This window comes from Halovivax asiaticus JCM 14624, from assembly GCF_000337515.1.
In the GTDB taxonomy this organism is placed as follows: Archaea; Halobacteriota; Halobacteria; order Halobacteriales; family Natrialbaceae; genus Halovivax; species Halovivax asiaticus.
In genome coordinates, this window is sequence record NZ_AOIQ01000024.1 from 24,976 (window position 1) to 38,900 (window position 13,925).

The 13,925-nt window shown below is 63.5% G+C and carries 14 protein-coding genes and 1 tRNA gene; 12 read left to right on the forward strand and 3 right to left on the reverse strand.

Annotated elements, in window-relative coordinates; translation table 11 throughout:
• Positions 1-253 precede the first annotated feature (253 nt).
• The 3 genes from C479_RS15620 (at position 254) to C479_RS15630 (ending at position 4,533) form a co-directional block, all read left to right on the forward strand.
• The gene (locus tag C479_RS15620) at positions 254-1,606 is read left to right on the forward strand and encodes a ribonuclease J (protein ID WP_007704777.1); all 1,353 of its coding nucleotides are present in this window, start codon (positions 254-256) and stop codon (positions 1,604-1,606) included.
• A gap of 1 nt (position 1,607) precedes the next feature.
• Positions 1,608-2,660, forward strand: a complete 1,053-nt coding sequence (idsA3, locus tag C479_RS15625) for a geranylfarnesyl diphosphate synthase (RefSeq protein ID WP_007704780.1) — start codon at positions 1,608-1,610, stop codon at positions 2,658-2,660.
• A gap of 154 nt (positions 2,661-2,814) precedes the next feature.
• Entirely contained in the window at positions 2,815-4,533 is a 1,719-nt protein-coding gene (locus C479_RS15630; protein ID WP_007704782.1) for a glutamate--tRNA ligase, read from the forward strand.
• Between the two features lie 27 nt (positions 4,534-4,560).
• Here the strand turns inward: C479_RS15630 and C479_RS16620 are convergent, their stop codons facing one another.
• Entirely contained in the window at positions 4,561-4,725 is a 165-nt protein-coding gene (locus tag C479_RS16620; RefSeq protein WP_007704784.1) for a hypothetical protein, read from the reverse strand.
• Between the two features lie 146 nt (positions 4,726-4,871).
• Here C479_RS16620 and C479_RS15635 point away from each other — a divergent pair, with 146 nt between their 5' ends.
• Positions 4,872-5,657: an SDR family NAD(P)-dependent oxidoreductase gene (locus C479_RS15635; protein ID WP_007704785.1), complete on the forward strand. Its 786-nt coding sequence runs from the start codon at positions 4,872-4,874 to the stop codon at positions 5,655-5,657.
• Positions 5,658-5,665: 8 nt separating this feature from the next.
• Here C479_RS15635 and tmcA read toward each other — a convergent pair whose 3' ends face one another.
• Complete coding sequence (gene tmcA / locus C479_RS15640) at positions 5,666-7,987, reverse strand: tRNA(Met) cytidine acetyltransferase TmcA (protein ID WP_007704787.1); 2,322 nt, start codon at positions 7,985-7,987, stop codon at positions 5,666-5,668.
• 313 nt (positions 7,988-8,300) lie between these two features.
• On the opposite strand from tmcA, the gene rpl7ae reads away from it, so the two are divergent.
• The 6 genes from rpl7ae to C479_RS15670 all read left to right on the forward strand — a co-directional run bounded on the left by rpl7ae (position 8,301) and on the right by C479_RS15670 (position 10,981).
• Positions 8,301-8,663 (forward strand): 50S ribosomal protein L7Ae, encoded by a 363-nt coding sequence (gene rpl7ae / locus C479_RS15645; RefSeq protein WP_007704790.1) that lies wholly within the window; start codon positions 8,301-8,303, stop codon positions 8,661-8,663.
• Between the two features lie 11 nt (positions 8,664-8,674).
• Positions 8,675-8,899, forward strand: a complete 225-nt coding sequence (locus tag C479_RS15650) for a 30S ribosomal protein S28e (protein WP_007704793.1) — start codon at positions 8,675-8,677, stop codon at positions 8,897-8,899.
• 2 nt (positions 8,900-8,901) lie between these two features.
• A complete protein-coding gene (locus tag C479_RS15655; protein WP_007704795.1) occupies positions 8,902-9,288 on the forward strand; it encodes a 50S ribosomal protein L24e in 387 nt (128 codons plus the stop codon).
• Entirely contained in the window at positions 9,285-9,749 is a 465-nt protein-coding gene (ndk, locus tag C479_RS15660) for a nucleoside-diphosphate kinase (protein WP_007704808.1), read from the forward strand. The genes C479_RS15655 and ndk overlap by 4 nt, the downstream gene beginning before the upstream one ends.
• 218 nt (positions 9,750-9,967) lie before the next feature.
• Positions 9,968-10,570 (forward strand): superoxide dismutase, encoded by a 603-nt coding sequence (sod, locus tag C479_RS15665; RefSeq protein WP_007704812.1) that lies wholly within the window; start codon positions 9,968-9,970, stop codon positions 10,568-10,570.
• Positions 10,571-10,711: 141 nt separating this feature from the next.
• Positions 10,712-10,981: a DUF5827 family protein gene (locus C479_RS15670; RefSeq protein ID WP_007704825.1), complete on the forward strand. Its 270-nt coding sequence runs from the start codon at positions 10,712-10,714 to the stop codon at positions 10,979-10,981.
• A 56-nt stretch (positions 10,982-11,037) separates the two neighbouring features.
• Here the strand turns inward: C479_RS15670 and C479_RS15675 are convergent, their stop codons facing one another.
• Positions 11,038-11,616 carry an MBL fold metallo-hydrolase gene (locus C479_RS15675; protein WP_007704828.1) on the reverse strand — a complete coding sequence of 193 codons (579 nt, stop codon included), beginning with the start codon at positions 11,614-11,616 and terminating at the stop codon, positions 11,038-11,040.
• A gap of 162 nt (positions 11,617-11,778) precedes the next feature.
• Here C479_RS15675 and C479_RS15680 point away from each other — a divergent pair, with 162 nt between their 5' ends.
• Entirely contained in the window at positions 11,779-12,990 is a 1,212-nt protein-coding gene (locus tag C479_RS15680) for a helix-turn-helix transcriptional regulator (RefSeq protein ID WP_007704830.1), read from the forward strand.
• Positions 12,991-13,077: 87 nt separating this feature from the next.
• A tRNA-Glu gene (locus tag C479_RS15685) sits at positions 13,078-13,152 on the forward strand.
• Positions 13,153-13,925: the final 773 nt, after the last annotated feature.

Here is a 13,925-nt window from a genome sequence, read left to right on the forward strand (position 1 = left end):
TGCTGGAGGCAGGCCATGGGCCGTGTGGTCGGCGTGAAACCGACGGAGCGACCCGCGGCCTTTATACAGGATGGGTGTGTATATCGGGGTAGCGAGACCCGCGGGCAAGTGCGATCGAGGTCGGGTCGGCCGGAGCCACCGATTCGATCGCATAGCGGGATGGCCGACGCGCAGTCACGTCGAGGCCGTAGGAACCTGGAGTCCGCGGACCGTTACCACGAGCGCCCACCAACGAGGCGCTCGGTGTCTACCAATGGAAATTGAAATTGCAACGATCGGCGGTTACGAGGAAGTCGGCCGGCAGATGACTGCCGTCCGCGCTGGTAACGACGTCGTCATCTTCGACATGGGTCTGAACCTCTCGCAGGTGCTGATCCACGACAACGTCGAGACCGAGCGCATGCACAGTCTCGATCTGATCGACATGGGTGCGATTCCGGACGACCGGGTCATGTCCGACCTCGAGGGCGACGTACAGGCGATCGTGCCGACGCACGGCCACCTGGACCACATCGGCGCGATCTCGAAACTGGCACATCGGTACAACGCACCCGTCGTCGCCACGCCGTTTACCATCGAACTGGTTAAACAGCAGATCGAGAGCGAACAGAAGTTCGGCGTCGAGAACGACCTGGTCAAGATGGACCCCGGTGAGACGATGTCGATCGGCGACACCGGCCAGGTCGAACTCGAGTTCGTCAACGTCACGCACTCGATCATCGACGCCATCAACCCGGTCCTGCACACACCCGAGGGGGCCGTCGTCTACGGACTGGACAAGCGCATGGACCACACCCCAGTCATCGGCGATCCGATCGACATGGAGCGCTTCCGCGAGATCGGTCGCGAGGGTGAGGGCGTCCTCTGTTACATCGAGGATTGTACGAACGCGGGCAAACAGGGTCGCACGCCGAGCGAATCGGTCGCGCGGCGTCACCTGAAAGACGTCATCTACAGCCTCGAGGACTACGACGGCGGCATCGTCGCGACGACGTTCTCGAGCCATATCTCCCGCGTCACTTCGCTCGTGGAGTTCGCGAAGGATATCGGTCGCCAGCCGGTCTTGCTGGGCCGCTCGATGGAGAAGTACTCGGGCACCGCCGAACGACTCGACTTCGTCGACTTCCCCGACGACCTCGGGATGTTCGGCCACCGCAAATCGGTCGACCGAACGTTCAAACGGATAATGAACGAGGGCAAGGAGAACTTCCTCCCGGTCGTCACCGGCCACCAGGGCGAACCACGTGCGATGCTCACCCGGATGGCCCGCGGCGAGACGCCGTACGAACTGGACGACGGCGACAAGGTCGTCTTCTCCGCCCGCGTGATTCCCGAACCGACGAACGAGGGCCAGCGCTACCAGGCCGAGAAACTGCTCGGTATGCAGGGCGCGCGCATCTACTCCGACATCCACGTTTCCGGGCACCTCAACCAGGAGGGCCACTACGAGATGCTGCAGGCGCTCCAGCCCCAGCACGTCATCCCGGCCCACCAGGACATGAAAGGGTTCTCGAGTTACGTCGATCTCTGCAAGAGTGAAGGGTACAAACTCGGTCGAGACCTTCACGTCACATCGAACGGCAACCTGATTCAACTGGTCGAGTGAAATGACGACCCCTGAGGCACGCGAACAGACGGTGCTCGAAGCGGTCCGGAAGCGTCGCGAACTGGTCAACGAGGCGATTCCCGAGGAGTTGCCCGTTCGCCGACCGGAACGGCTCTACGAAGCGTCGCGCTACCTGCTCGACGCGGGTGGCAAACGACTCCGGCCGTCGGTACTGCTCGCGACGGCAGAAGCGCTGACCGACGTGGAACCGCTTTCCCAATCGTACCGGTCGTTCGAGCCGCTCGACGACTCGGAACCGGTCGACATGTTGGCGGCGGCCGTCAGCGTCGAAGTGATCCAGTCGTTCACGTTGATTCACGACGACATCATGGACGACGACGATCTCCGACGCGGTGTCCCGGCCGTCCATCGTGAGTACGACGTGGAGACGGCGATTCTGGCCGGCGATACGCTGTACTCGAAGGCGTTCGAGATCATGCTCGATACGGGCGCCGAGACGGATCGGCTGGTCCGTGCGCTCGACGTTCTCGCGAACACCTGTACACAGATCTGCGAGGGCCAGTCGCTCGACGTCCAGTTCGAAGATCGTGACGAAGTCACGACCGACGAGTATCTGGGGATGGTCGAACAGAAGACCGCCGTCCTCTACGCGGCATCGGCCGCGTTGCCCGCCGTCCTCCTCGGAGCGGACGAGGAGACTGTCGACGCCCTCTACGGCTACGGCCTCGACATCGGGCGCGGGTTCCAGATTCACGACGACGTCCTCGATCTGACCGTTCCGAGCGAGACGCTCGGCAAACAGCGTGGGAGCGACCTCGTCGAAAACAAACAGACTCTGATCACGGTTCACGCTCGCGAGCAGGGCGTCGACGTCGACTCGCTCGTCGACACCGACGACGTCGACGCGGTCACCGAGGCGGAGATCGACGACGCCGTCGCCACGCTCGAAGACGCGGGCAGTATCGAGTACGCCCGACGGACGGCGCGCGAGCTCGTGTCGAACGGGACCGAGCGGCTGGACGTGCTCCCGGAGAACGAGGCCCACGATCTCCTCGAGGATCTCGCTGACTACCTCGTCGAACGCGGCTACTGACCCGCCACGGGCGACGGGAACCGGTCAGACGCCGGTGCCGGTTTCTCGTACCGTTACTTCGAGCGAGTCACCTAACTGGCGATGTCCCCGGTGCGGCGACCGCTCGCGATCGGATCCGCGGCTGTTTTGACGGAGCCCCGAGAAGCATCCGGTAATGGACGACGAGGTACGCGAGCGCGTCGAACGCGAGGTCGAGAAACACGCGCTCTTGAACGCCGTCAAGCACGAGAGTGACGCGGATGTAGGCGCCATTATGGGCCCGCTCATGGGCGAGAACCCGGACTTTCGGCCCCACGGGGGCGAGATTCCAGGCGTCGCCGGGCCGATCGTCAGCGAGGTGAACGCGCTGTCCCACGAGGAGCGCCGCGACCGCATCGCGGAGCTGGCACCCGACGAACTGGCCGAGATCGAAGCCGAGGACGAGGAAGACGAGTGGGACCTGCCGGCCCTCCCGAACGCCGAGGATGTCGAAGAGGTCCGGATGCGCTGTGCGCCGAATCCGAACGGGCCGTGGCACGTGGGCCACGCTCGCATGCCGGCCGTGATCGGTACTTACCGCGAGCGCTACGACGGCTGGTTCTGTGTCAGGTTCGACGACACCGATCCGGAGACGAAGCGTCCGGATCTCGAGGCCTACGACGATATTCTCGACGACATCGAGTACCTCGGATTCGAGCCAGACGCCGTCTACCGCGCCAGCGACCGGGTCGAAACCTACTACGAGCACGCCCGTGAGCTGATCGAACTGGGCGGCGCGTACACCTGCTCGTGTTCCGGCGAGACCTTCAGCGAACTCAAAAACGACGGCGAGGCCTGTCCCCACCGCGAGAAGGACGTGGCTACCGTCCAGGAGGAGTTCGAGGCGATGGTCGAGGGCGAGTACGACAGCGGCGAGATGGTTCTGCGGGTCAAGACCGACATCGACCACAAGAACCCGGCGCTTCGCGACTTCGTCGCCTTCCGGATGATCGACACCCCCCATCCACGCGACGTGGCCAGCGAGTATCGTTGCTGGCCGATGCTCGATTTCCAGTCCGGGATCGACGATCACCTGGTCGGCGTCACTCACATCATCCGTGGCATCGACCTGCAGGATTCCGCGAAGAAGCAGCGCTTCGTCTACGACTACTTCGACTGGGAGTACCCCGAGGTCGTCCACTGGGGGCACGTCCAGTTGGATGCGTACGACGTCCCGATGAGTACCTCCTCGATCAAGGAGCTGATCGACGCCGGCGACTTGGACGGCTGGGACGACCCGCGGGCACCCACGCTCGCGAGCCTGCGGCGGCGGGGCATCCGCGGCGACGCGATCACCGACGCGATGATCGGCCTCGGCACGTCGACGTCGAACGTCGACCTCGCGATGAGTTCCATCTACGCGAACAACCGAGAGCTGATCGACGACGAGAGTGACCGCTACTTCTTCGTCCGCGACGGCACCGAGATCCCACTCGGCGGGAGCCCACCTGCGGAGGCGAATCCGCCGCTGCACCCCGATCACGAGGAGCGCGGCGACCGGGCGATCCCCATCGGTGACGCCGTCCTCGTCGAACCTGCTGACGTGCCGGATCGCGAAGAACGCGTCTGGCTGAAAGGGCTCGGCTGTTTCCAGTACACCCGTGATACCCTCCAGTATACGGGTGAATCGATCGACGTGGTCCGCGAGGGGGATGTCGACGTGATCCACTGGGTGCCGGCCGACGAGAACGTCCCGCTCCGGCTCCGGACGATGGAGGGAGATGTCCTCGGCCACGCGGAACCGGGTGTCGCCGCACTCGATTCCGACGACACCGTCCAGTTCGTCCGCGTCGGCTTCGCCCGAATCGATCGCCACGAGGACGAGGAAACGGTCGCGTACTTCACACACCCGTAGCGTACGCGTCTCTACGATTTTCGACGCTCAGCCGAGTAATTCGTCGTCGGCGTCGGGGTTCGGATCGGCGACGACGCCATCTTGACGGCCGAGCACACGCGCGTGGGCCGCACAGACGAGTCGGTTCTCGGCCCACGGCACGTGAAGTTCGACGACGGCGGGCCGGTCACAGTCGGCTTCGGCACAGTCCATGCGCAAGCGTACGTGGCCGTCATAGTCAGTGGTTTCGGTCGGGCTGAGTCTGGCAGGAGATCGGCACGGGTCCAAATCAGTGGCGTGGGGACGCTCGGTACACGATAGCCAAACCAACTTTGGCCGTGGACCCGGAACGACTCGCCATGACACGTGGGGCGATCATCGTCGGTGCGTCGTCGGGGATCGGCGAGGCACTCGCCCGCCGTCTCGCGTCGGACGGGTACGAAATCGGACTCGCCGCTCGCCGGACCGATCGCCTGATCGAGATCGGCGAAGCGCTTCCAACGAAGGCGTCCGTCGCAACGATGGACGTCACGGAACCCGACGCCGCTCGCGAGGCGTTTTTCGATCTCACGCGGGCGATGGACCGGGTAGAACTGGTCGTGCTCTCGGCCGGTGTCGGTTCGATCAATCGCGATCTCGAGTGGGAACCCGAACGGGAGACGATCGACGTGAACGTCACCGGCTTCACGGCTCTCGCGACGGCAGCGATCGAGTACTTCGAACGCGGTGGTATCGACTCCGACCACGAGTCGTCGACCGCCGGTCGAACTCGGTCTCCCGACTCGCCCATCGACGGGCACCTCGTCGGCATCTCGTCTGTCGCGGCTGGATTCGGCAGTCCCGATTCGCCGGCGTACAACGCCTCGAAGGCCTTCGTCAGCCGGTACCTGGAGGGGCTTCGTCACCGACAGGCAGCCACCGCGACCGACGTCACCATCACGACCATCGAACCTGGGTTCGTGGATACCGACATGGCGCTGGGAGAGGACCTGTTCTGGGTGTGTTCGCCGGAGACGGCCGCCGCCCAGATCCATCGCGCGATCGAGTCCCGTCGAACGCGCGCCCACGTCACCCGCCGGTGGCGACTGATCGCGCTACTGTTCTGGTTGCTCCCGGAATCGATCGCCCGGCGACTGCTCTCCTGACGGTCGGTCTACTCGCCGCCGAATCGGGCCCGGAGTGTTCGAACTGTCTCGGCTGCGTCGTCGCCGACCGATTCTGCGTTCGTCCCGTAGTGATCGACGAGTGGTGTGAGGGCGTTGCCGAACGATCGCATGCACTGTCCCGTCGAGTGATAGTCGAGTTCGTCGGCCACCGACGACCAGGCTCGTGCCTGGAGCCCCCGACGGACCAGTAGTCGCTCTTCGCGAGTCGATAGCCCGTCTTCGGGCAGTTCTGGTTGTTCGATTATCGTACGGACGATCAGCGGCCGAAACGGACCGGGATCGACGTCGAACAAGCCGGGTCCGTAGGCGGCGCCGGCGACGACGCGCCAGCTGTGGGGGTCCCGTGGAAGTTCCGGAGCGGCTTCGGTTGGGACCGACCGAAGCAACGCACGTGCGGTATCGACCGTGAGGTCGTCGAGTGCGTCGGCCAGGACGGCGGGAAGTCGGCGGGCGAACCAGGTACCGTGGCGATCACGGAGCGCCTCGCCGCGTTCGCTCGTGGGGTGGACGACGATCGCAGAGTACTCGCCGCTGCGATTGTTACGCGTCGTCGACGCGTGGATCGCCTCGTATCCGTTTCGGTGCCAGAACCGCAGGAGCTCGGGCGTCGCACCGAATCCGGAACCCAGCCAGTCCGCTTCGGATCCAACTTCCTTCCGAATCTTCGAGAGCAGGTGCGAGCCGAGGCCGCATGACCGAACGGCGTGGTGTGTCGCGATCCGAATAACGCGGTAGCCCACCGTGACGCCAGCCGATTCGTCCCTGAGCTGGCTCGTCAGCACGTCGGGAATCATGTTCCCGCGGATGCGCGCCCCCTCGTACATGTCGGCGCGCCAGTCCGCGTCGAGTCCCCCTTCGCGGGCGAGCAATGCGACAGCGACGACGTGCCCGTCTCGCTCTAGGGTTCGGACGGTCACGTTCGGTGCATCGAGCAATCGAGCCAGGTCGGTCGGCTCGGTCCGGTAGTGGGCGAGCACGAGCAATCCGAACGTCTCTCGAAGGCGGTGTTCGTCGGCGACGAGCGCCGCGGGCTCCGGGTGTTCGTAGCTGACGTTCGAGACGGTCGCGTCGGCGATCAGCGGTTCGACCGGTGGCCGGGCGTCCAGCGCGAGGACGCGAAAGGCCCACGTCTCGATCGGATCGCCGCCAGCGTAGCGAATTGGATCGACGAGCGATCGCGTGAGCACGTCGTGGGCACTCTCGTCGAGTCGATCGCGGAACCTGACGTCGAACCCGCGACCGGTCCCCTCGTAGCCGTGGACGGTCGTCGCGTAGGCGACCCGATCCGCAGCGAGCGTCGTCTCGAGTATCGAGACTGGCAGTGCGGCCGCTTCGTCGACGATGACGATGTCGGGCTCGTCGATCCACGAGTCGACCTCGGTAGCGGTCGCGAACCGGACTCGCCCCCCGGCAGCAGTCGTGATGGTGGAATGGATCGGATCGTCCTCTTTGGGGTCTTCTGACTCTGTAATCGAGTCGAGATCGGCGACGAGTTCGCGAGCGCGGGCGAACACTTCGCGACAGCCGTCCGTCGACGGTGCGGTAACGGCGACGTCTAGCCCGGCCGCCGCGAGCGCACCGGCTGCCAGTCCCGCCGCACTGGACTTTCCGCGACCACGGTCCGCCTCGACAACGACCGCGGTTTGCTGGTCGGGCGTCGCGAGGAACGGCTCGAAGACCTCGACGGTGTCTCGCTGATCGGCGGTCAGACAGGCTTCGAACGCCTCATCGGGGAAGACGGCGTCGGCTGGAACGCCCGATCCATCTGACTGCGACGCCAGCTGAGGGGCTGGATCAGTCCGCCCGCTTCGGCTGACGCGGTCGGCGTCGATGTCGACGATCCCGATTCCGGGATGCGTTTCGAGGGTCTCGACGAGCCGTCTCCGGAAGTGACCGGTGACGTCGTCGACGGTGTACGGTGGCGACGCGAGCGTCTCGTCGAACGCGTCTCGGCGATCGGGCCACGTCTCGAGCGAGGGCGTGAGCAAGATCACGAGTCCACCACCGTCGACCGCGCCGACGATTCGGCCGAGTGCGTTCGGCCGGCACGCCCGATGGGCGTCGACGGCGACGATGTCCCTGGTCGTTCCCAGGAGCCGGTCTGCCGTCGATTGGACCAGGTGCTCACAGCGAAGCCGGTCGTCCGGACCGACGAGCGTGGTCTCGCTGATCGGGACCTCGAGGGTGTCGAGGATCGCTTCGAGATTGTCGTAACCGATCTCCCTGTCGCCTGCGAGAACGAGGAGGCGACGCTCGTCGACGGTCGCCGCCTCCGCCACGAGGTCCGCCGCGAGCGCCACCGAGTTCATACCACGCGATTGCGCCCGCCCGACGGTAATTCCACCGCTTCCGGTCGGTCCGGGTCTCCCGGTCTGTCCGGTTCGGCTATCGTCGCGCCGTCGGGTATCTTTCTGACGTGCGCATCCGTGTCACCCCGAAGAATGTTTGAACACGCTTTTATGGGGGGCACCGTTACTGAGCAATACACCCTACGCGGGGTTGATGATGCTCCTAGCCGCACAGGAACTCCGCCGGAGTCGGGATCGACTCGGTCTGGCACGGGGCCCCAGCGCCCCGACGGCAGGGGAGTGCGAGCCCGCGCGTAGGAGAGGTGAACAACCAATGTCAGTCTACGTCACGATCGACGTCCCGGTCGACCTGCAAGAGGATGCCCTCGAGGCCCTCGAGGTCGCCCGAGACACAGGACGCGTAAAGAAAGGAACGAACGAAACCACCAAAGCGATCGAGCGCGGCAACGCCGACCTCGTTTTCGTCGCCGAAGACGTCAGCCCCGAGGAGATCGTCATGCACCTTCCGGAACTCGCCGACGAGAAGGGTATTCCGGTCGTCTTCGTCGAGACCCAGGACGACGTCGGTCACGCCGCCGGTCTCGAAGTCGGCTCCGCTGCCGCGGCAATCGTCGACACCGGCGATGCCGACGACGATGTCGAGGACATCGCTGGCAAGATCGAGGACCTCGAGTGAGGTGAGAGAGGATGAGCGCTGAAGAGGATGAAAGCGGCTCCACGCCCGCCGAAGTTATCGAAATCGTCGGTAAGACCGGCATGCACGGTGAAGCCATGCAGGTCAAGTGCCGGATCCAGGAGGGCGAGAATCAGGGTCGCATCATCACTCGCAATTGCCTCGGGCCGGTCCGCGAGGGGGACGTCCTCCAGCTGCGCGAGACCGCCCGCGAGGCCGATTCGATCGGAGGACAGTAACGATGGTCGAGAAACGCACGTGTGACTACACGGGAGAGGAGATCGAACCCGGGACGGGCATCATGTACGTCCGAACCGACGGGACCGTGCTCCACTTCGTCGACTCCAAGGCGGAGAAGAACTACCATCTCGGTCGCGAACCGCGCGATTTGGAGTGGACCGAAGAGGGCCGTCGTGGCAAGGAGTCGACGCCGGATTCCGCTTCCGAGGAACCGGTCGAGACGTCGGAACCGGAAACCGAACCCGTCACCGAAGACGAGTCGGCTGCCGACGAACCCGACGATGCCGAGACCGACGATACTGAAAGCGACGAGTCCGACGACGTCGAAGACGGCGAGACCGACGCTGCCGAAACCGACACGGACGCGTCCGAGGAGGACGAGGAATGAGTGACCACGAGCGGACCTTCGTGATGGTCAAGCCCGACGCCTTCGCGCGCGGACTCGTGGGCGAGGTCGTCTCTCGGCTCGAAGATCGCGGGCTCAAACTCGTCGGCATAAACGTCGAGAACATGCCCCGCGAACGGGCCGAAGAGCACTATGCGGAACACGAGGACAAACCCTTCTACGACGACCTGGTCGACTTCATCACGTCGGGCCCGGTCGTCCCGATGGTCTGGGAGGGTCAAGATGCGACGCGACAGGTCCGCCAGATGATCGGCGAGACCGACCCGCTCGATGCGGCACCCGGAACGATCCGCGGTGACTACGCGCTCGACCTCGGTCGGAACGTCGTTCACGCGGCGGACAACGAAGACGAGGGCGCAAACGAGCGCGAGATCGCGATCCACTTCGACGAGGACGAACTGATCGAGTACGATCAGCACGACGCCTCGTGGCTCTACGAGTAGTCGCCCTCGAATTGCTGCGGTCTCTTATTTGGGTGTGCGAACTACCGATTCGATGGCGTCTCGTCTCGTTCGCCGGTGTAATCGTTAACACGAGGACCGTCGTGGGTCCCGGTGAGGAGCTCGCGGGAATCCGATCGCCGGATCCGTTGCGCCGTGGTATCGTTTCACTCCTCAACGTTTAACACTCGCGCGAACGAACACCTCTTCGGGTGTCCACAATGACCGAACACGAACTTCCACCACTACCGTACGATTACGACGCACTCGAGCCATCGATTTCCGAACAAGTCGTCACCTGGCATCACGACACACACCATCAGGGCTATGTCAACGGCCTTAACGCGGCCGAAGAGACCCTCGCCGAGAACCGTGAGAGCGGTGACTTCGGCAGTTCGCCCGGTGCCATCGGGAACGTGACCCACAACGGCTGTGGCCACTACCTCCACACGATGTTCTGGGAGAACATGTCTCCCAACGGCGGCGGCGAACCCGAGGGCGACCTCGCCGACCGTATCGAGGAGGACTTCGGCTCCTACGAGGGCTGGAAGGGCGAATTCGAGGCCGCGGCCGGCGCCGCCGGTGGCTGGGCGCTCCTCGTCTACGATCCCGTCTCGAAGCAGCTCCGTAACATCGTCGTCGACAAACACGACCAGGGTGCACTCTGGGGCTCCCATCCAATCCTCGCCCTCGACGTCTGGGAACACTCGTACTACTACGACTACGGCCCGGACCGCGGCGACTTCATCGACAGTTTCTTCGACGTGATCAACTGGGACTCCGTCGCCGAGGAGTACCAGAAGTGCCTCGATCACTTCGAGTAACGCCGCGTCGCCCCTATCGAACCTGCATTTTTGTCGTCCGCGCTGTGTCACCGATCGCCGATCCGGCAGCGACAGTTACGCTGGCGATCCAGCCCAGAATCCGCCGGGAGTTTTAGGACCCGGCCGTTCGTAGCCACTCGCATGCCACGACCGAAATCTGCGTTCGAATCGACCTACCCCTGTGATTTCTACGAGCCGTCCGACCTCTTGGAGGCCGGGCAGATGTACACCGTCTACGAGATCGCCAGACTCCTCCAGGAGCTCGAACCGGAGGCCGAACTCGACAGGGAGACCGAAGACATCCTGCTGGACTGGGCGATTCCGTGGATCATGATCAACGCCGACGATCTCGTCGTCGCCGAACCGCGAACCGAGGACGAACCCGGCTACTACGGATTGGCCGCTGAATAACGTCTGCGCTGTTCGTTCGACGCTAGGAAGTATTCGTCGCGACGCTATCGAGGTGGTCAGTGCTGTCGAGCCATCCGTCCGGCGAGTGTAACGTGGTCGGCGGGGTCGTCGGTCACGCTGGCTCCGTGTCCCGAGTGGAGTGCCTGCAACGAATGGCCGACGAGTGACTCGATCCGGTCGATACTCTCGATCAACGCAGTTCGGTCACCTTCCGGTAAGTCCGTTCGACCGAATCCACCGTTCGCGAAGACGAGGTCGCCGGCGAAGAGGATCTCTGGTTCGTGCGCGTACAGACAGAGATGGTCGTCCTTGTGACCCGGAGTGTGGACGGCCGTGTACTGGTGGTCGCCGATCGGAAGCGTTGCACCGTCGTCGAGCTCGGTGTCGACACCGTCTACGGTCGGATCGTATCCCCAGACGTCGACGTCGAAGTGATCCGTCACGGCTGCCAGATTCCCGACGTGATCGGGATGCGTGTGCGTCAGGACGACTGTGTCGAGGTCGTCTACCCGTGCGTCGATTTTCGCTACTACGTCGAAGTTCGAACCAGTGTCGACCAGAACTCGGCGATCACCGTCGACGAGAAATGCGTTGCTCGTAAAGACCGACTCTCTGGCGGCGAGATTCGTGATCATACCGGCGTATTGGCGAGACAGCCGCTTGTGCGTGTCGTCTCTCCGATCGCTGTCCCAGTTGTGTCGGCCAACGTCGGTAATTCCCTTCAGTTTGTCGAAGTGAATGGGGTACAGTGTGGTGATTCACAACTTCTATGGGGGGTCCCGGCGAACTTCGGACGAATGCAACGGTCGGTCGCTGTGGCAATCGTCGCCTCGCTGCTGGTAGCAGGCCTGGTAGTGAGCGTGGCGTTCGTCTCACTAGATGGGGAATCCACTCAACCGTCTGCACCCGAGGCGGGTCCGTCTCCGACGGCGGTCAACTCCTCGGTCGGGACGACGGACCAGGAGTTCGATCGAACCACGTTCGACATCACCATCCAGGAGGATGGATCGGCGAGGTGGACCTTCGAGTACGAACGGACACTGGAGTCGACGGAAGAGGAGGACAACTTCGAAGCGTACGCGGATCGATTCGAGTCCGAAGAGACCGACCTCTACACGAAGTTCACGGAGCAAGCGTCGGCGCTGGTCACTGACGGTGAACGCTATACCGATCGCGAGATGACGGCGACGGACTTCAATCGAACGGCGCGCGTCGAGCGGTCGATCAATACGGACGGTGTCGTCCGCATGTCGTTTACGTGGGAGGGATTCGCGGCGACGGAGTCCGGGCGGGTCGTCATTTCTGACGTCTTCGAGGGCGGTTTCTACATCATGGCCGACCAGAAGCTTCGGATTCGGGCCGGAGACAACCTTGCGTTCGATCAAGTGTATCCGGATCCGGATGGGCAGGGCCCGGAACTGCACGAACGCGAACACGTAGTCTGGGAAGGTGAGCGGGAGTTCAACAGCGACCGACCGTACGTCGTTCTCGTTCCGGAGGGGAGTGCAGGGGCTACCAGCGGGCAAGACTCCCTCTCCACTCCAACAGTGATCGGTGGTGCCGTCGTCGGCCTCGGTCTGGTGGTGGGGCTCGCTCTCGTTGCCTCCAGACGGGGTTGGTTCCCTGATTCGCTCGCATCGCTGCCCGATTCGTTCGGCGACGGTTCGACTGCCGACGACGAGGGTCAGCCATCGTCCCTGGGGGGCGGAGCTGGGAATCGCACAACCGAAGACACGAGTGAGGAATCGGTGAGTGCCATCTCCGACGCCGAGCTCATGACGGACGAGGATCGCGTCGTCTCGTTGCTCTCCGAGAACGGGGGCCGGATGAAGCAGGTCCAGATCGTCGAACGCACCGACTGGTCGAAGTCCAAGGTGAGTATGCTCCTCTCCGAGATGGAGTCCGACGGAACGATCAGCAAACTCCGAGTCGGTCGGGAGAACATCATCAGCCTCGATGGCTTCGAACCGGAAGCCGCCCGTTCGCCCCACGAAACCGAGTCACAGTGAGCGCCCAGAAACGGAACGCTTAAACTGGCTTCTCCGCAAGGATGGAGTAGACACGGAGACCCCGACGATGGGTTCGACGTGTGGTTGGCTCCGTTGGTGTAGTCCGGCCAATCATCTTGCCCTCTCACGGCAAGGACCAGGGTTCGAATCCCTGACGGAGCACTTCTTGGAACGTCTTGACGCGAAGAGCGTTGTCGATTCTGGATCTGTGACCAGTCGGTCCAGCGTCCCGAACGCGGTAGGATCTGGTTCATTTGGGGGTTTTACTCGGTCGAACCCGCGCCCGTATATCGGGCTCGTCGAATAGGCGATTCCCCACCAGCAGAACGTTCTGGAACGGTACCCGCATCGATTTTCGCCCGAACGCTGCCCTCCATCCATCGACGAAGCCATGATTAGCCACCTCTGGTCGTACCCGTTGTTGTGGGGTACGGTTGGTCCGGTGCCCCACTTGGAGCTCGAGGCACGTGCCAGTGGACGCTCGGCCACACTGATCCAGTGGGCACCAGCACTCCACTCGATGGTTGAATGTCCAGCCGCAGCGAGTGGCTATCTTTCTCACTATCGATCCGAAGTAGTTGTTCATCGTCGGTGGTCACCGCACACGGGAAATGGTCCGATAGGCTCGTTGAGTAAGTGGTGTGTGATCGACCTGGCTCGCATGCACGTCGGTCTATCGAATTCGCTCACGAACCTCTCCCCCGAATGATCGTCGGTGCCTACAATTCAGAGTGATAGCTGACCGGGTATCGGGGTGATTTCTCCGTCGGCAACCTCGCCATTCGTTCTCTGGCCGGCCAGTTGTTTTCCGCCGCACCGATATTCAAATACTGTCGCGTCGGCCCGCTTTCGTGCAAAATCGTGGCATGGTATCGGGGCCCGGAGTGCGATTCGTTCGACGGCCTTATATAGGCACCCGGGCTTCCAAATGAATG

Coding starts and splice junctions, on each gene's coding strand:
- C479_RS15655 (WP_007704795.1), top strand. CDS start 8,902: ATGGTCGAGAAACGCACGTGTGACTACACGGGAGAGGAGATCGAACCC.
- sod (WP_007704812.1), top strand. CDS start 9,968: ATGACCGAACACGAACTTCCACCACTACCGTACGATTACGACGCACTC.
- C479_RS15630 (WP_007704782.1), top strand. CDS start 2,815: ATGGACGACGAGGTACGCGAGCGCGTCGAACGCGAGGTCGAGAAACAC.
- C479_RS15670 (WP_007704825.1), top strand. CDS start 10,712: ATGCCACGACCGAAATCTGCGTTCGAATCGACCTACCCCTGTGATTTC.
- rpl7ae (WP_007704790.1), top strand. CDS start 8,301: ATGTCAGTCTACGTCACGATCGACGTCCCGGTCGACCTGCAAGAGGAT.
- C479_RS15620 (WP_007704777.1), top strand. CDS start 254: ATGGAAATTGAAATTGCAACGATCGGCGGTTACGAGGAAGTCGGCCGG.
- ndk (WP_007704808.1), top strand. CDS start 9,285: ATGAGTGACCACGAGCGGACCTTCGTGATGGTCAAGCCCGACGCCTTC.
- C479_RS15650 (WP_007704793.1), top strand. CDS start 8,675: ATGAGCGCTGAAGAGGATGAAAGCGGCTCCACGCCCGCCGAAGTTATC.
- tmcA (WP_007704787.1), bottom strand. CDS start 7,987: ATGAACTCGGTGGCGCTCGCGGCGGACCTCGTGGCGGAGGCGGCGACC.
- C479_RS15635 (WP_007704785.1), top strand. CDS start 4,872: ATGACACGTGGGGCGATCATCGTCGGTGCGTCGTCGGGGATCGGCGAG.
- C479_RS15680 (WP_007704830.1), top strand. CDS start 11,779: ATGCAACGGTCGGTCGCTGTGGCAATCGTCGCCTCGCTGCTGGTAGCA.
- idsA3 (WP_007704780.1), top strand. CDS start 1,608: ATGACGACCCCTGAGGCACGCGAACAGACGGTGCTCGAAGCGGTCCGG.
- C479_RS15675 (WP_007704828.1), bottom strand. CDS start 11,616: ATGATCACGAATCTCGCCGCCAGAGAGTCGGTCTTTACGAGCAACGCA.
- C479_RS16620 (WP_007704784.1), bottom strand. CDS start 4,725: ATGGACTGTGCCGAAGCCGACTGTGACCGGCCCGCCGTCGTCGAACTT.